The organism is Geodermatophilus dictyosporus (assembly GCF_900115505.1).
GTDB lineage: Bacteria > Actinomycetota > Actinomycetes > Mycobacteriales > Geodermatophilaceae > Geodermatophilus > Geodermatophilus dictyosporus.
On the sequence record NZ_FOWQ01000005.1, the window covers coordinates 296,829 to 313,011 of the forward strand.

Genomic DNA, 16,183 nt, shown 5'->3' on the forward strand with positions numbered 1-16,183 from the left:
CGGCCCGAGGTTATAAGCTGATGAGCACTAGGCGCCAGTCCTCCCTGAAGGTGGAGGCCAGGCGCACGTCGTCGTTGCAAGGGAGTCACCGTGACAGCCGCCGAGGAGGGGGCCGCGACCAAGAGCCAGCGCACGCACGCGCGGGTGCGGGAGATGGTGCTGTCCGGGGAGCTGGCGCCGGGGTCGGTCATCAACCAGGCGGTCCTCGCCCGCCGGCTGGGTGTGAGCACCACCCCCCTGCGCGAGGCGTTGCGCCTGCTCAAGCAGGAGGGCCTGGTGGAGCTCGACGCCCACCGCGACGCGCGGGTCACCCCGCTCGACGCCGCGGAGGCGCGTGACCTGCTGGAGCTGCGCCAGAGCCTGGACCCGCTGGCCGCCGGCCTGGCCGCGCAGCGCCGGACCGCCGAGGACCTCGCACGGATGCGGGCGGCGCTGGGCTCGCTCACCTCGCTGCGGCCCGACGCCTCACCCGCCCAGCTCGACGGCCACCGCGCGTTCCACGCGGCGGTCTACCGGGCCTCGCACAACGCGCTGCTGGTCGAGGCGCTCGACGGGCTGTGGGACAAGACCGACCGCTACCGCCGGCACGCGCTCGCGGCCGGGCGCAGCGACGAGGAGGTCGAGCAGCGCGCCGCCGAGCACCGCGCGCTGCTGGACGCGGTGTCCGACCGCGACGCCGAGGCGGCCGAGGCGCTCATGCGCACGCACGTCGAGACCAGCCTGGGCGCCCGCTCGGCCGACCGGCTCGCCGCCGAGCAGCACGGGCAGGCCGCCCGCGGCGGGGGACGGCGGTGACCGCCGGGGGCCGCCGCGCGCTGGCGGTGCTGCTCGCGCACTCGGCGCTCACCCAGGTGGTGACCTTCGTGCTCCGGCCGGCCTCGGCCTACCGCGCCCTCGAGCTCGACGTCCCGGCGGCCTGGCTCGGGGCGCTGACCGCCTCCTTCGCCGTCGTGCCGCTGCTGCTGGCCGTGCCCTCGGGACAGGCGACCGACCGCTTCGGCGAGCGGCGGGTGCTGCTCGCCGGCGCGGTCCTCGTGCTGGCGTCCGCGCTGCTGTTCGCCACCGGGCGCGGCGGTGCGGCCGGGCTCGTCGCGGCCAGCGTGGTGCTCGGCACCGGGCACCTGCTGTCGGTGGTCGGCCAGCAGGCCGCGGTGGCCAACGCCGCGGGCCCCGGCCGCTTCGACACCGCCTTCGGCCACTACACCTTCGCCGCCTCCCTCGGCCAGGCGCTGGGACCGGCGCTGATCACGGTCGTCGGCGGCTCGGGCACCCTGCCCGACACCCGGCCGGTGTTCCTCGTCGCGGTCGGGGTGGCCGTCGCGCTGCTGGCCTGCACCGCGGTCCTCCGGCTCCCGGCGCGCGCCGCCGTCGCGGGCGCGGCCGAGCGCGGCGGCATGGGCACCCTGCTGCGCCTGCCCGGGCTGCTCCGGGCGCTGACGGTGAGCTGCATCGTGCTGGCCGCCGTCGACGTCACGCTGGTCTACCTGCCCGCGCTGGGCGCCGACCGCGGGCTGGCCGCGGGGTTCGTCGGCCTGCTGCTCACCCTGCGCGCGGTCGCCTCGATGACGTCGCGGTTCTTCCTCGGCCGGCTCGTGGCGCTGCTGGGCCGCCGGCGGCTGATGCTGACCAGCGTGCTGCTGTCGGCCGTGTCGATGGCGGCCGTCGCGGCGCCGCTGCCCCCGGCCGCGCTGGTGGTCCTGGTCGTCCTGCTGGGCCTGGGCCTGGGCGTCGGCCAGCCGCTGACCATGTCCTGGCTGGCCGAGGTCGCGCCCGCGGGACTGCGCGGCCGCGCCATGTCGCTGCGGCTCACCGGCAACCGGCTGGGTCAGGTCCTCCTGCCCAGCACGGTCGGGCTCCTGGCCGCCGGCGTCGGCTCGGCCGGGGTGCTGTGGGCGACCGCCGGGGCGCTCGCCCTGGCCGGGGCCGCCGCCCGCCGGCTGGCGGTGGACGGCGGCCCCGGCGCCTAGCGTCCGGCGACCCGCTCCACCACGGCCGCGGTGAACTCCCCGGTCCAGGCGGTGCCGCCCAGGTCGCGGGTGCACACCCCGTCGCGGACGGCGGCGCGGACGCCCTCCTCGACGCGCAGTGCGGCGTCGAGGGCCCGTTCGTCGCCGTGCCGCCGGCCCAGCCAGTCGAGCAGCATGCCCGCCGACAGGATCATCGCGACCGGGTTGGCCAGTCCCCGTCCGGCGATGTCGGGCGCGGACCCGTGCGCGGCCTGCGCCATGCAGCGGTCGTCGGAGGCGTTGACCGACGGGGCGGTGCCGAGCGAGCCCGCGAGTTCCCCGGCCAGGTCGGACAGGATGTCGCCGAACATGTTCTCCGCGACGACGACGTCGAAGTCCGACGCGCGGCGCAGCAGGTGCACCGTCATCGCGTCGATGTGGACGTCGTCGACCTCGACGTCGGGGTGGCGCTGCGCCACCTCCAGGCAGACCCGCTTGAACAGCCCCGAGCTCAGCTGCAGCACGTTGGCCTTGTGGACGATCGTCACCCTGCGGCGGCGGCGCCGGGCCAGCTCGAAGGCCGCCCGCGCGATCCGCTCGACCGCCCGCCGGGTGAACACGCCCATCGCGACGGCCACGTCGGGTGACGGCATGAACTCGCCGGTGCCGGCGTGGGTGTTGCGGTCGGCGTAGAAGCCCTCGGTGTTCTCCCGGACCACCACCAGGTCGGTGTCGGGCGCGATCGCCGTCCCGCCGCCGAGACCGCGGGCCGGGCGGACGTTGGCGTACAGGTCGAAGTGCTTGCGGATGGCCCCGCTCGGGTTCAGCTGCGACCGGAAGGGCTCCGGGTAGGCGGCGCTGTCGTGCGGGCCGAGCAGCCAGCCGTCCAGCCCGGCCAGGGCCTCCAGCGTCGCGGGCGGGATCGCGCTGCCGTGCTCCTCGATGGCCGAGGCGCCCAGGGGCAGCTCCCGCCAGTCGGCCGGCGCGGCGCCGGCGGCGGCCAGGGCGGCGTCGACCACGCGCACGGAGGCGGGGACGATCTCCGGGCCGATGCCGTCGCCGAGCATCACGCCGAGTCGGTAGGAGTGCGGCGGCGCGGACGGCGCAGGGCTGCTCATGCCCTGCTGGCCCCGCGGTCGCTGTCGGACAGGTGCTCGAACGTCTCACCGGTGGCGGTGATGGTCCGCGTGACGTCGCGACCGCCGTAGACCCAGTAGATGGTCATGGTGCCCTCCCCGCGGTTGCGGAAGCAGTGCGGCACCCCGGCCGGCACCCAGGTCGCCTGACCCGTGACGAGGTCGAACTCGTCGTCGCCGACGACCACGGTCGCCTCACCCTGGTGGACCAGCACGGTCTCCTCGACGTTGTGCGAGTGCAGGGGGATGCCGGTGCCGGGTGAGAACACGGTCATGCCGGTGGTCACCCTGTTCGCCTCGCAGTTCCACCTCCCCACGAACGGGATGGTGACGACGCCGTTGCCGCGGTCGAAGCGCTCGATCTCCTCCGGGCGCAGGACCATCGACGGCGGCTCTGGCTGGGTGTTCACGCGGACTCCTCGGCGGTGTGGGTGACCAGCAGCGACCCGGGAGTGGTGACCTGGCTCGCGACGACCTGCTCGGCGACGGTGCGCCACCGCGCGAAGTGCGGCGACGCCTTGTGCGCGGCGAACGCCCCGGCATCGGCGTAGAGCTCGTAGAGGAGGAAGCGGTTCTCGTCGCCGTCCACGGAGCAGACGTCGAACCGGAGGCAGCCCGGCTCGTCCCGCACCGAGGACTCGGCGTTGGCCGCCATGCCCGCGAGGAACTCCTCGCGCCGACCGGGCCGGACCTCCATCTGCACCACCAGGCTGAACACGCGCCGTCCTTCCGTCGTCCGAGCAAGTATGCAACCCTGTATACAAGACCCGCCGACCGAGGGGAAGGGGAACGCGATGACCGAGGAGCGGTACGCGCCGGACGCGCTGCGGACCTTCGCCGGCCGGGTGCTCGAGACCCTCGGCGTGCCGGCCGCGGACGCCGCGCTCGTGGCCGACAGCCTCGTCCAGGCCGACCTGTGGGGGCACGGTTCGCACGGCCTGCTGCGGCTGCCCTGGTACGCCGCCCGGCTGCGCAGCGGCGCGATGACGGCGGTCACCGCCCCCGCGGTCCTGGTCGACACCGGCCCGCTGGTGCTGCTCGACGGCCGCGACGGCGTCGGCCAGGTCCTCACCGAGCGGGCCCGTGTGCTGGCGGTCGAGCGGGCCCGGACCCACGGCATCGGCGCGGTCGGCGTCCGGAACTCCAACCACTTCGGGACGGCGATGTGGTTCACCCGCCGCGCCGCGCACGACGGCGTCGTCGCCGTCCTGACCACCAACGCCAGCCCGGCCATGGCCCCGTGGGGTGGGCGGGAGAAGCGGCTGGGTACCAATCCCTGGTCGATCGCGGCACCGGCTCCGGGCGGCCGGGTGGTCGCCGTCGACATCGCGAACACCGCGGTGGCCCGCGGCAAGATCCACCTGGCCAGGAACCGCGGCGAGCCGATCCCGGGCAGCTGGGCGCTCAGTGCCGACGGCGCCCCGACCACCGATCCCGCGCAAGCGCTGCTCGGCGTCGTCCTGCCCATGGCCGGGCACAAGGGTTACGCGATCACGTTCCTCGTGGACGTGCTCTCCGGCGCGCTCACCGGCAGCGGTGTGGGCACCGAGGTGCACGGACCGTACGAGCCGGAGGCGCGCAGCCGCGCCGGGCACCTGTTCCTCGCGATCGACCCGTCGGCCCTCGGCGACCGGGCAGACTACGAGGCCCGGGTCCAGCGACTGATCGACGAGGTCAAGGACGTGCCACTGGCGCAGGGGTTCGACGAGGTGTTCTACCCCGGCGAGGTCGAGGACCGGGCCGAGGCGGCGAACCTGGCTGCCGGCGGCGTGCGGCTGGCGACCGAGTCGCTGGCCGACCTGCGTCGGCTGGGTGCCGACACCGGCGTGCCCTTCGACGCCGAGGGTGTGCGGTGACCGACCTGGCCCCCAGCAAGGCCGAGCAGGTCCACGCCCGGCTCAAGGAGGAGATCGAGCTGGGTGAGCTGGCACCGGGGGCGTCCCTGTCGGAGCTGTGGCTGGTCGAGCGCACCGGCGCCTCGCGGACCCCCGTCCGGGAGGCGCTGCGCCGGCTGGCCGCCGAGGGCCTGGTCGACCTGGTGCCACGCCAGGGCGCTCGCGTCTCGCGGGTCTCGGCCCGCAGCGTCCGCGACCTCTTCGAGTTCCGCACGCTGCTCGAACCGGCCGCCGTCCGGCAGGCCACCGAGGCGGCGGGCGCCGATCCCGGCCTGCACCGGGAGTTCGCCGCGATGCGGGACGCGTTCGCGGGCACGCTGGACCAGGCGCCGTCGACGGCGCGGTCCCGGTCGTTCTACGAGCTGGCCGACCGCTTCGACTGGGCGGTCATCCGCGCGGCCCGCAACGAGCACCTGCGGCGCACCATCGCCGAGCTGCGGCCGCACACCGCCCGGCTGCGCAACCTCTCGCACCTGGACCCGCAGCGCGTCGAGGTGTCCGTCGGCGAGCACCTGGCGGTCTGCGACGCGCTGCTCGCCGGGGACGCCGACGGCGCCGCCGCCGCCCTCGTCGAGCACCTGCAGAGGAGTGTGGAGACCATCTTCCGCAACCTGGCCGGGAGCCCCTGGGAGGACCTCGACCTGCTGGGCTAGCGGCCCCCGTGCAGGGTCCCGCCGCGCGCGTGGTGACGTGCTGGAACGGCCCCCGTGCAGGGTCCCGCCGCGAGCCTGCGAGTGGCGGGGGGCACGGGGGTCCTTCTAGTACGCGGCCTTGACCGCCAGGACCGGGCACGGGGCGTCGAGCAGGATCCGCTGCGCGGAGCTGCCGGTGATCAGCTTCCCGGTGGCCGTGCGGCGGCGCAGGCCGATGACCAGGAGGCTGGCCTTGAGCCGCTCGGCGGCGTCGACCACCTCCTCGGCGGCCTCGCGGCCGCGCACCTGCTGCTCGACCTCGTAGCGCACGCCGGCGGCGTCGAGCCGCTCGCGGACGGCCCGCAGGTCCGCCTCGCCGGCGAAGCGGCGGTCGACCAGGCTGTCCCCGCGGGAGGTGTTGACCACGTGCAGCGGCTCCCCCCGGCGCTCGGCCTCGACGACGGCCGCGGTGAGGGCGGCCTCGCCCTCCGGGGTCGGGACGTAACCAACGACGACGGTCATGCGCGGCAGCCTGCGGCAGCGCGTGGCCGGGGTCACGCTTGCGGCCCTAGTGGAGCTATCGGTCGTTGTGGTCCGGGCCGGTCAGCGGGACACCGGCCGTCCCGACCGCACGCTGAACCGCCGTTCGGGCCGGCCCGCCGTCCCGTAGCGCTGCCGGACGTCGGCCTCCTGCTGGGCCACCAGCTGCTCGAGGTAGCGGCGGGCGCTGACCCGGGCCAGCCCGGTCCGCTCGCTGGCCTCGGTCGCGGACAGACCCTGCGGCCCGGCCTCGGCCAGCGCCCGCCGGACCAGCTCCAGGGTCTCCGGGCTGATGCCCTTGGGCGTGCTCACCGGCCGCGGGGCGGCCGTGCCGCCGGGCCGGCCGAAGACCCGGTCGAGGTCGTCCTGGGCCAGCTCGGTGCCGCGGCGGAACTCGGCGGACAGGGTGCGGTAGTCGGCCAGCCAGCGCTGCAGCGTGGACCGGTCGAAGGGCTTGACCAGGTAGTGCAGGACGCCGCCGTGCAGCGCGCTGCGGATGCTCTCGACGTCGCGCGCCGCGCTGATGACGACGACGTCGACCGCCGAGCCCGAGGCCCGCAGCCGCTGCAGCACCTCCAGCCCGGTCATGTCGGGCAGGTAGACGTCGAGCAGCACCAGGTCCGGCCGCAGCCGCTCGACCTCCGCGAGCGCCGCCGCGCCGGTCGCCGCGGTGCCGGCCACCTCGTAGCCGTCGGCCGCCGCGACGAAGCCGGCGTGCACCCGGGCGACCATGAAGTCGTCGTCGACGATGAGGACCCGGATCACGCGCCCACCAGCTCGGGGTCGGCCGGCAGGCGGGCGGTGAACACCGAGCCGCCGTCGGAGGAGGCCACCACCTCGCCGCCGCGGCGCGTGCAGACCAGGTGCACCAGCGACAGCCCGATGCCGCGCTCACCGCCGCCCGCGGGGTCCTTGGTGGTCACGCCCTTGCGGAACACCTCGCGCTCCAGGCCCGGGGGCACGCCGGCGCCGGAGTCGCGGACGACGACGTCGACCTCGCCGTCGACCAGGCCGAGGGACACCTCCACCCACCGCTCCGGGGCGGCGGCCGCGGCGTCGAGCGCGTTGTCGACCAGGTTGCCCACCACGGTGGCGACGTCGGTGGACAGCTCGTCCCCGAGCGGCGGCAGTGCGGAGTCCGGCGCGAAGCGCAGGTCCACCCCCAGCTCGGCGGCCTGGCTGGCCTTGGCGATGAGCAGCGCGGCGATGGCGGGGTCCTGCACCGCACCGGTCACCTCGGCACCCAGCTGCGAGCGGCCGGCGCTGACCCGGTGCACGAAGCGCACCGCCTCCTCGGCCTGGCCCAGCTCGATCAGCCCGGCGATGGTGTGCAGCCGGTTGCTGAACTCGTGCGCCTGGGCGCGCAGCGTGTCGGTGACGTGCCGGGTCAGCTGCAGCTCCCGGCGCAGCTCCAGCAGCTCGGTGCGGTCGCGCAGGGTCGTCACCGAGCCGAGGGTCCGGCCCCGGCTGCTGATCGGCAGCCGGTTGACGACGACGACGCGGCCGGCGGTGGCCACCGCGCGGTCGCGCTCCTCCTCGCCGCACAGCAGCGCCTCGCGCAGCTCCTCCCCCACGCCCAGCTCGGCGAGGTCGCGGCCCACCGCGTCGCCCGGGATGCCGAGCAGCCGGATGGCCTCGTCGTTGACCAGCGTGACCCGGCCGCGCAGGTCCAGCCCGACCACGCCCTCGCGGATGCCGTGCAGCATCGCCCGCTGGTGCTCGACCAGGCCGGTGATCTCGGCCGGCTCCAAGCCGAGGGTCTGGCGCTTGACCCGGCGCGCCACCAGCAGCGAGCCGCCCAGGCCCAGCACGCTGGCCACGCCGAGGTAGGTGAGCAGGTTGGGGGCGGCCTCGGCCAGGCCGTCGAGGACGCCGGGGTAGCGGCGCTCCACCGCGACGAAGCCGAGCTGGTCGCGGCCGGTGAGCACCGGCACCATCGCGACGGCGTACCGGCCGCGCCCGTCGGTCCGCTCCCCCACCCAGGCCCGGCCGTCGAGCACCGTGCTGTCACCCACGGGGAACGCCGTCCCGAGCTCGGCGGGGTCGGCGCTGGCGAGGACGGTGCCCCCGGCGTCGGCCACGACGACCGACGCGGAGTCCGAGACGGTGCGCGCGCTCTCCGCGGCGATGCGGACGTAGCGGACGAGGTCCTCGTCCATCGCCGAGCGCAGCGAGACGGAGTTGGCCAGCGTCTCGGCCACCGACAGCGCGCGGCGGCCCTCCGAGTCCTGGGCCCGCTGGATGGTCTGGGCGACCGAGACGGCGGCCACGCCGACCAGCACCAGCAGGATGATCACCACCTGCAGCGCCAGCAGCTGGCCGGCCAGCGACAGTCGCCGGAGCACGCGCGCCTCCCGGGGCTAGGGGAACGCCTGACAGTGCACCACGCCACCGTCGTCCTGTGACCGTGAACACAAGGACCGCAAGGCGCAATGCGTCCGCAACGGTGACACCCCACCGGCCGGTTGCCAGCCTTCCTCCGACGCGGCACGGGAGCCGCCCCCACACCTGGAGGAACGCATGCGCAACGCCCACCTGCGGAGGCTGGCCGTCGGCACCGTGGCCGCCGGCCTCGTGCTCACCGGCTGCGGTACGACGGCGGAGGGCGGCTCGGCCTCCGGCGGCGGCGGCGGCGACGAGGCGATCAGCGGCCTGCGGGTCCTGGTCCCGAACTCGCCCGGCAGCGGCTACGACACCACCGCCCGCGCCTGGGCGCAGATCCTCGACGACGAGGGGCTGGCGTCGGGCACCGAGGTGTTCAACGTCGAGGGCGCCGGCGGCACCGTCGGCCTGCAGCGCCTCGTCAACGAGGAGGGCAACGCCGAGATGCTCATGCAGATGGGCCTCGGCGTGGTCGGCGCCCAGTTCAGCAACCAGTCCGAGGCCACCCTCGACCAGACCACGCCGATCGCCCGCCTGATCGAGGAGGCCGAGGCGATCGTCGTCCCGGCCGACTCCCCCTACCAGGACCTGGACGCGCTGGTCGAGGCGTGGAAGGCCGACCCGGGCAACACCCCGGTCGGCGGCGCGTCGAACCCCGGCGGTCCCGACCACCTGACGCCGATGCTGCTGGCGCAGGAGGTCGAGGTCGACCCCACCGCCGTCAACTACGTGCCCTACGACGGCGGCGGCGAGCTGCTGGCCGGCATCCTCGGCGGGGACGTCGCCTTCGCCGCGACCGGCGTCGGCGAGGTGGCCGAGTCCGCCGCCGGCGGCGACGTCCGCATCCTCGCGGTCACCAGCGAGGAGCCCGTGGAGGGCGTCGACGCGCCGACCCTGACCGAGGCCGGCGTCGACCTCACCTTCACCAACTGGCGGGGCGTCGTGGCCGCTCCCGGCATCTCGGAGGAGGACACGCAGCGCTTCGTCGACGCGATCACCGAGATGCACGGCAGCGAGGCCTGGCAGCAGGCCCTCGAGGACAACGGCTGGACCGACGCCTTCGCCACCGGCGAGGAGTTCTCCTCCTTCCTCGACGAGGAGAGCCAGCGGGTCGAGTCCGTCCTGGGTCAGCTGGGGCTGGCGTGACCTCCGCCCAGCGGAGCCCTGCGCAGGAGCAGGAGCAGGGCCGCTCCGAGTACGGGGTGGCCCTGTTCCTGGGGGCGCTCGGCGTCCTCCTCGTCGTCTCGGCGCTGCTGCTGCCGGAGAGCCGGATCACCCGGGGACCGGTCGGCCCGGGTGCCGTGCCCCTCGTCGTCGGCGGCCTGCTGGTCGTCGTCGCGGCCTTCCTCGCCCTCGACGTCGCCCGTGGCGGCCGCGGCGAGCCGGAGGCCGGCGAGGACGTCGAGCTCGGCGCGGGCAGCGACTGGAGGACCATCCTCCTGCTCGCGGCGTCGTTCGCCGCCAACGCCCTGCTCATCGAGTCACTCGGCTGGGTCTTCTCCGGCGCCATCCTCTTCTGGGGATCGGCCTTCGCCCTCGGCAGCCGCCACTACGTGCGCGACGCGGTCATCGCGTTCGGGCTGTCGATCGGCTCCTTCTACCTGTTCGCCCTCGGGCTCGGCACCGTGCTGCCCCCGGGGGTCCTGAGGGGGATCCTGTAGATGGACGCGTTCGGCTCCCTCGTCGAGGGCTTCGGCACCGCGCTGACGCCGACGAACCTGGCGTTCGCCCTGCTCGGGGTGCTGCTGGGCACCGCCATCGGCGTGCTGCCCGGCATCGGCCCGGCCATGGCGGTGGCCCTGCTGCTGCCGCTGACCCGCGGCCTCGACGTCACCACCGCGCTGATCATGTTCGCCGGCATCTACTACGGCGGCATGTACGGCGGGTCGACGACGTCGATCCTGCTCAACACCCCCGGCGAGAGCGCCTCGGTGGTCACCGCCGTCGAGGGCAACAAGATGGCGCGGGCCGGACGGGCCGCGCAGGCGCTGGCGACCGCGGCGATCGGCTCGTTCGTCGCCGGCACCATCGCCACGCTGCTGCTGGCGGTGCTGGCCCCGACCGTCGCCGAGCTCGCGATCGAGGTCTCCCCGGCCGACATGTTCGCCGTCATGGCGCTGGCCTTCATCGCCGTCACCTCGGTGCTCGGCAGCTCGCGGATCCGCGGCCTGGCCTCCCTGGGGCTGGGCCTGACCATCGGGCTGATCGGCATCGACGCCACCTCCGGCCAGCAGCGGCTGACCTTCGGCGTCCCCGAGCTGGCCGACGGGATCGACGTCGTCGTCGTCGCGATCGGCCTGTTCGCCGTCGGCGAGGCGCTGTGGACCGCCGCGCACCTGCGGCGGCGGCCGGTCGACGTCATCCCCGTCGGCAGTCCCCGGATGAGCCGGTCGGACTGGCGCCGGTCGTGGAAGCCGTGGCTGCGGGGCACGGCGATCGGGTTCCCGTTCGGCGCGGTCCCGGCCGGCGGCGCGGAGATCCCGACGTTCCTCTCCTACGTCACCGAGAAGCGGCTGTCCGCGCACCCCGAGGAGTTCGGCAAGGGCGCGATCGAGGGCGTCGCCGGGCCGGAGGCGACGAACAACGCCTCGGCCGCCGGCGGCCTGGTCCCGCTGCTGACCCTGGGCATCCCGACGACGGCGACCGCGGCGGTCATGCTCGCGGCGATCCAGAGCTACGGCATCGAGCCCGGGCCGCAGCTGTTCGACAACGAGCCCGAGCTCGTGTGGGGCCTGATCGCCAGCCTGTTCATCGGCAACGCGGCGCTGCTGGTGCTCAACCTGCCGCTGGCCCCGCTGTGGGCCCGGCTGCTGCGGATCCCGCGCAGCTACCTCTACGCGGGCATCCTCTTCTTCGCCAGCCTCGGCGCCTACGCGGCCAACGCCAACACCTTCGACCTGTTCCTGCTGCTGGTCATCGGGGCGCTCGGCATGATGATGCGGCGCTACGGCCTGCCGTTGCTGCCGGCGATCATCGGCGTGATCCTCGGCCCCTACGCCGAGGCGGAGCTGCGGCAGGCGCTGCAGATCAGCAACGGCGACCTCGGCGGGCTCATCGACCCGATGTCGGTCGTGGTCTACGCGATCATCGCGCTGGTCCTGCTGTTCCCGATCGTCCGGCGGCTGCTGCCGCGGAAGGTGCACGTGCCGGTGCTCGACGAGGCGGTGCACGAGCTCGAGGAGGCGCACGCGCACCACGGGGCGACGACGGCGGTCGCCGTCGAGCGCCACGTCGGCGAGCGGCACGGCGACGGGTACGGCGACGGGCGCGCCGCAGGCGAGGGCCCTGCCGGCGAGCGCCGGGACCGGGCACCGGGGGACCCGCCGCCCGGGTCCTGACACCACGGACCCACGGAGGGGAGGGACGCCGCGAGCTCCCTCCCCTCCGTGCGCGTCGGGGGCCCGGATGAGAACTCCGCGCCGGGCCGGTGAGCCGCCGGTGAGAACGCTCTCACCGAACTCGCTGGAGCCGCTCCACCGTTCCTAGCGTGGCTGCGTGCCGCACCCCACCGTCCTCGAGCTGTCCAGCCGGACGACACCCGCCGGACACCGGCTGGTGGCCTCCCGGCCGGCGCCGACGCCCCCTCCGGGCCCGCGCCGGCCGGCCTGGGCGGCGGCCGCGGTCCGGCCGGTGGCCGCGGTCGTGGCCGTCGGGGTCGGCGTCCTGCTGCTCCCGGCCGACCTGCCCGGGGAGGCCAAGGGCGCGCTGTTCGCCTTCGCGCTGGCCATCGTGCTGTGGTCGACGACCGGCCTGCCCGCGGCGTGGGTGGCGCTGCTCGCGGTCCTCGTGCTCGTGGCCCTCGGCGGCGCCGGCCAGGACGCGCTCTTCGAGTCGCTGGCCTCCGACGTCGTCTGGCTCATGGTCGGCGCGTTCGTGCTCGGCGGCGCCATCACCACCACCGGACTGGCCGGGCGGCTGACCGGGCTGGTGGCCCGCCGGGCACGCACCGTGGGCGGCGTCCTGTGGTCGGTGAGCGTGCTGCTGCTGCCGCTGGCGCTGCTCATCCCGTCGACGTCGGGCCGCGCCGCGGTGGTGCTGCCGGTGTATCGCAGCCTGTCCCGGGCCGCCGGGGACCGGTCGGTGTCGCGGGCGCTGGCACTGCTGGTGCCCTCGGTCATCCTGGTGACGACGGTGAGCACGCTGGTCGGCGCCGGCTCGCACCTGATCGCCAACGACCTGCTCGCGGGGGTCGCCGGCGAGCGCATCTCCTTCGCCGAGTGGGCGCTCTACGGCGTCCCGTTCGGCCTGGCCGCGGCGCTGGTCACCTGCCTGGCGGTCTCCCGCCTGTTCCTCACCCGGGCCACCCGGGCGCTGCCGCTGGTCGTGCCCACCGGCCCGCGCGCCGGCTGGAGCCGGCCGGAACGGCGCACCGTCGCGGTCACGCTCGCGATGGTCGGGCTGTGGGTCAGCGAGTCGGTGCACGGCATCGAGGTGGCCACCGTCGCCGTCGCCGGGGCGGTCGCGCTCACCGCGCCGGGCATCGGCGTGCTGCCGTGGAAGGCCGGCGTCAAGGCCGTCGAGTGGAACCTCGTCGTGTTCGTGGGCGCCGCGCTGGTGCTCGGCGAGGCGCTCATCGACACCGGCGCCGCCGAGTGGATCGTGCAGCGGCTGTTCGCGGTCTCGGGCATCGCCGAGGCGGGCTCGGAGCTGTTCGTGCTCGTCGTCCTCACCGTCCTGACCCTGACCTCGCACGTCTACATGACCTCGCACGCCGCCCGCGCCGCCGCGCTGGTGCCGGCGCTGCTGTACCTGGGCTCCTCGCTCGGCCTGGACCCGGTGGCGGTGGTGTTCATCGGCACCGTCGGCATGGACTACTGCCTGACCTTCCCGGTCAGCAGCAAGGCGCTGCTGCTCTACGCCGAGCTCGACGAGGACACCTTCGAGCCGCCGGACCTGCTGCGGCTGTCGGCGCTGCTGCTGCCCGCGCACGTCGCGCTGGTCGTGCTCTTCGCCCTCACCTACTGGCCGCTCGTGGGGCTGACGCTGTGACCGACACCCGCACCCGCCCGCTGCAGCGCCGGCTGCTGCGCACCTTCGCCGCGCTCGGCCTGCTCGGCCTGCTCGTCGTCGGCGTCACCGGCTACACGCTCGTGCAGTGGCAGGCGACCGAGGACACGCTGTCCCGCCACTACCTGCGCAGCCTGCGGCTGCAGGAGGTGCGGGCGCTGGCCTTCGACTCCCTCACCCAGGTGCCGGCGGCCGTCCGCGGCGAGCCCGACGCCACCGCCGAGTACGACGAGAGCCGGGCCCCGCTCGGCCGGGCGTTCGCGGAGTGGGCCGACCTGGCCGAGGACGACGGCGAGCGCGCCGAGGTGGCCGCGGTCCGCGACGCCGCCACCCGGCTCGACGAGGGCGCCCGCCGGGTGCTCGACCTGGTCGCCACCGGGGAGGCCGAGCAGGCCACGACCGCGCTCGCCGAGGTCGAGGCCACCCTCGTCGAGCCGTTCGAGAGCCTCACCGCGGCCGCCGTCGAGACCGACCGGGAGAAGCGCCGGGAGCTGCGCGCCGACGCCGACGCCGCCCGCCGCACCGCCACGCTGACCCTCGCCCTCGCCGGCGCCGGGGTGGTCTCGCTGCTGCTGCTCGTGGGCGCCTACCTCAGCGGCGGGGTGTTCGCGCCGGTCCGCCGGCTGCACGACGCGCTGCGCGGCCTCGACCGCGGCGAGACCGGCACCCGGCTGCCCGTGGACGGCGACGACGAGATCGCCGAGGTCAACCGCGCGTTCAACGCCCTCGCCGAGCGGCTGGCCACCGAGCACTCCCCCGCGCAGCGGGTGCCCGGCACGCCGCAGGAGGACGCCACGCTCCTGCTGCGGCGGATGATCGCCGCCCTGCGCACGGACACCACCGCGCTCGCCGACGGGGCGGCGCCGGCGCTGCTGGCCCGCATCGACGCCGTCGAGGCCACCCTCGACCGGCTCGGCAGCCTGGCCTACCCGGTCGACCTGCGGCCGGTGCCGGTCGAGCCCGCGGCGCTGCTGCACGAGGTGCTCGACCGCGTCGCCGACGAGGTGGTCCGCCGCTCGGTGAGCACCGACGTCGAGGTCGACCCCGACGCCGGCCCGCTGCCGCTGGACCGCGCCCGCGTGCGCGAGGCCGTCGGCGAGCTCGTCCGCAACGCCCTGGACGCGCTGCCCGGGCGCGGCGGCCGGCTGCGGCTGCGCGCCGTCCGCGCCGACGACGAGCCGGGCACCGTCGCGCTCGAGGTGGAGGACGACGGCGCCGGGCTGTCCGAGGACGACGTCGCCTGGCTCTACGACGGCGGCCCGCGGCCGTCGGCCTCCCGCGGCACCGGCCTGCGGCTGGTGGCCTCGGTCGTCGAGCAGCACGGCGGCCGGCTGCAGCTGCGCACCGTGCCCGGCGGCGGCACCACCGCCCGCCTCCTGCTCCCCCGCACCACTCCCGTCCCCCCACTCCCCGAGGAGACCCGATGAGACTGCGTGTGCTGATCGCCCCGTCCGGCTTCAAGGAGAGCCTCGGCGCCGACGAGGTCGCCGACTGCATCGCCTCCGGCGTCCGCCGCGCCGTGCCGGACGCGCTGATCCACAAGGCGCCCGTCCCCGACGGCGGCGAGGGCTTCGCCCAGGCCCTGGTGCGCACCGTCGGCGGCACGCTGCACGACGTGACCGTCACCGGCCCGGTCGGCGAGCCGGTCGCGGCGCACTTCGGCCTGCTGCCCGGCGCGGACGGCACCGGGCCGACGGCGGTGCTGGAGATGGCCGCCGCGGCCGGCCTGCGGCACGTGCCCCGCGACCGGCGCGACCCGCTGACCACCACCACCCGCGGCGTCGGGGAGCTGATCGCGGCCGCGCTCGACGCCGGGGCCGCGCGGGTGCTGGTCGGCTGCGGCGACTCGGGCACCAACGACGGCGGCGCCGGCATGGCGCAGGCGCTCGGCGTCCGGCTGCTGGACGAGGCCGGCGAGGAGATCGGCGCCGGCGGCGGCGAGCTGGCGCGGCTGACGTCGATCGACCTCTCGGGGCTGGACCCGCGGATCGGAACCACCCCGATCGACGTCGCCTGCAACTGGGCCAACGTGCTCACCGGCCCGCGCGGCGTCGCCCGCGTCTTCGGCCCGCAGAAGGGCGCCGACGAGGCCACCGTGGCCCGGCTGGAGGAGGCACTGGAGCGCTACGCCGACGTCATCGAGGCCGACCTCGGGGTGGACGTGCGCACCGCACCGGGGTCGGGGGCCTCCGGCGGGCTGGGCGCCGGGCTGTGCGCGCTGCTCGGCGCCCGCCTGCAGCCGCGCTTCGACGTCGTCACCCGCTACCTGGACTTCGACGCGCTGCTGTCCCGGACCGACCTGGTGATCACCGCGGAGGGGGCCATCGACCGGCAGAGCGCCCGCGGCAAGGTGCCCGCCGAGGTGGCCCGCCGCGCGGCGCTGCGCGACATCCCGGTGCTGGCGCTGTCCGGCACCGTCGGCGAGGGCGTGCAGGCGGCGCTCGACGCCGGGCTGGACGCCTACACCTCCATCCTCACCCGCCCGTGCGCCCTGGACGAGGCGCTCGAGGAGGCCGCGGACTTCCTCGTGTGCTCGGCCGAGCAGACGATGCGGCTGCTGCTGGTCGGGCGCCGGCTGGCCTGGCAGGAGACCGAGACGCGGTGAACCGCTTCCGGCCACCTCCTCCGCTTCGAGGACGGCGGGC

16 protein-coding genes are annotated in these 16,183 nt (G+C 75.6%); 10 read left to right on the top strand and 6 right to left on the bottom strand.

Annotation, left to right across the window (positions count from 1 at the left end):
* Positions 1-90: 90 nt before the first annotated feature.
* A complete protein-coding gene (locus BMZ33_RS14360; RefSeq protein ID WP_169064335.1) occupies positions 91-795 on the top strand; it encodes a GntR family transcriptional regulator in 705 nt (234 codons plus the stop codon).
* Positions 792-1,967 (top strand): MFS transporter, encoded by a 1,176-nt coding sequence (locus tag BMZ33_RS14365; RefSeq protein ID WP_091111659.1) that lies wholly within the window; start codon positions 792-794, stop codon positions 1,965-1,967. The genes BMZ33_RS14360 and BMZ33_RS14365 overlap by 4 nt, the downstream gene beginning before the upstream one ends.
* Here the strand turns inward: BMZ33_RS14365 and BMZ33_RS14370 are convergent.
* From BMZ33_RS14370 to BMZ33_RS14380, 3 genes are read right to left on the bottom strand one after another with little or no spacing between them, the layout of a single operon-like run.
* Positions 1,964-3,064, bottom strand: a complete 1,101-nt coding sequence (locus tag BMZ33_RS14370; protein ID WP_091111662.1) for an isocitrate/isopropylmalate dehydrogenase family protein — start codon at positions 3,062-3,064, stop codon at positions 1,964-1,966. The two genes, BMZ33_RS14365 and BMZ33_RS14370, sit on opposite strands and share 4 nt — an antisense overlap.
* The gene (locus tag BMZ33_RS14375; protein ID WP_169064336.1) at positions 3,061-3,492 is read right to left on the bottom strand and encodes a cupin domain-containing protein; all 432 of its coding nucleotides are present in this window, start codon (positions 3,490-3,492) and stop codon (positions 3,061-3,063) included. The genes BMZ33_RS14370 and BMZ33_RS14375 overlap by 4 nt, the downstream gene beginning before the upstream one ends.
* Complete coding sequence (locus BMZ33_RS14380) at positions 3,489-3,800, bottom strand: putative quinol monooxygenase (protein WP_091111664.1); 312 nt, start codon at positions 3,798-3,800, stop codon at positions 3,489-3,491. The genes BMZ33_RS14375 and BMZ33_RS14380 overlap by 4 nt, the downstream gene beginning before the upstream one ends.
* Positions 3,801-3,876: 76 nt before the next feature.
* Here BMZ33_RS14380 and BMZ33_RS14385 point away from each other — a divergent pair, with 76 nt between their 5' ends.
* Both BMZ33_RS14385 and BMZ33_RS14390 read left to right on the top strand, forming a co-directional pair.
* The gene (locus tag BMZ33_RS14385) at positions 3,877-4,938 is read left to right on the top strand and encodes an Ldh family oxidoreductase (protein ID WP_091111667.1); all 1,062 of its coding nucleotides are present in this window, start codon (positions 3,877-3,879) and stop codon (positions 4,936-4,938) included.
* Positions 4,935-5,630: a GntR family transcriptional regulator gene (locus BMZ33_RS14390; protein WP_169064337.1), complete on the top strand. Its 696-nt coding sequence runs from the start codon at positions 4,935-4,937 to the stop codon at positions 5,628-5,630. Before BMZ33_RS14385 ends, BMZ33_RS14390 begins: the two co-directional genes overlap by 4 nt.
* A 105-nt stretch (positions 5,631-5,735) precedes the next feature.
* On the opposite strand, the gene BMZ33_RS14395 is transcribed toward BMZ33_RS14390, so the two are convergent.
* The 3 genes from BMZ33_RS14395 to BMZ33_RS14405 all read right to left on the bottom strand — a co-directional run bounded on the left by BMZ33_RS14395 (position 5,736) and on the right by BMZ33_RS14405 (position 8,494).
* Complete coding sequence (locus tag BMZ33_RS14395) at positions 5,736-6,131, bottom strand: universal stress protein (protein ID WP_091111932.1); 396 nt, start codon at positions 6,129-6,131, stop codon at positions 5,736-5,738.
* A gap of 81 nt (positions 6,132-6,212) precedes the next feature.
* Positions 6,213-6,914 (bottom strand): response regulator, encoded by a 702-nt coding sequence (locus tag BMZ33_RS14400; protein WP_091111670.1) that lies wholly within the window; start codon positions 6,912-6,914, stop codon positions 6,213-6,215.
* On the bottom strand, positions 6,911-8,494 hold the full coding sequence (locus BMZ33_RS14405) for a sensor histidine kinase (RefSeq protein ID WP_091111672.1): 1,584 nt from the start codon (positions 8,492-8,494) through the stop codon (positions 6,911-6,913). The genes BMZ33_RS14400 and BMZ33_RS14405 overlap by 4 nt, the downstream gene beginning before the upstream one ends.
* A 175-nt stretch (positions 8,495-8,669) precedes the next feature.
* Between BMZ33_RS14405 and BMZ33_RS14410 the strand changes: the two genes are divergently transcribed.
* The 6 genes from BMZ33_RS14410 to BMZ33_RS14435 all read left to right on the top strand — a co-directional run bounded on the left by BMZ33_RS14410 (position 8,670) and on the right by BMZ33_RS14435 (position 16,143).
* Positions 8,670-9,677, top strand: a complete 1,008-nt coding sequence (locus BMZ33_RS14410; protein ID WP_091111675.1) for a Bug family tripartite tricarboxylate transporter substrate binding protein — start codon at positions 8,670-8,672, stop codon at positions 9,675-9,677.
* Positions 9,674-10,192, top strand: a complete 519-nt coding sequence (locus BMZ33_RS14415) for a tripartite tricarboxylate transporter TctB family protein (protein ID WP_091111678.1) — start codon at positions 9,674-9,676, stop codon at positions 10,190-10,192. Before BMZ33_RS14410 ends, BMZ33_RS14415 begins: the two co-directional genes overlap by 4 nt.
* Positions 10,193-11,869 carry a tripartite tricarboxylate transporter permease gene (locus tag BMZ33_RS14420; protein WP_091111681.1) on the top strand — a complete coding sequence of 559 codons (1,677 nt, stop codon included), beginning with the start codon at positions 10,193-10,195 and terminating at the stop codon, positions 11,867-11,869. It begins immediately after the preceding gene.
* A gap of 157 nt (positions 11,870-12,026) precedes the next feature.
* On the top strand, positions 12,027-13,520 hold the full coding sequence (locus BMZ33_RS14425; protein ID WP_169064338.1) for an SLC13 family permease: 1,494 nt from the start codon (positions 12,027-12,029) through the stop codon (positions 13,518-13,520).
* Positions 13,517-14,965, top strand: a complete 1,449-nt coding sequence (locus BMZ33_RS14430; RefSeq protein ID WP_091111684.1) for a sensor histidine kinase — start codon at positions 13,517-13,519, stop codon at positions 14,963-14,965. The genes BMZ33_RS14425 and BMZ33_RS14430 overlap by 4 nt, the downstream gene beginning before the upstream one ends.
* Complete coding sequence (locus BMZ33_RS14435; RefSeq protein WP_091111687.1) at positions 14,962-16,143, top strand: glycerate kinase family protein; 1,182 nt, start codon at positions 14,962-14,964, stop codon at positions 16,141-16,143. Before BMZ33_RS14430 ends, BMZ33_RS14435 begins: the two co-directional genes overlap by 4 nt.
* Positions 16,144-16,183 lie beyond the last annotated feature (40 nt).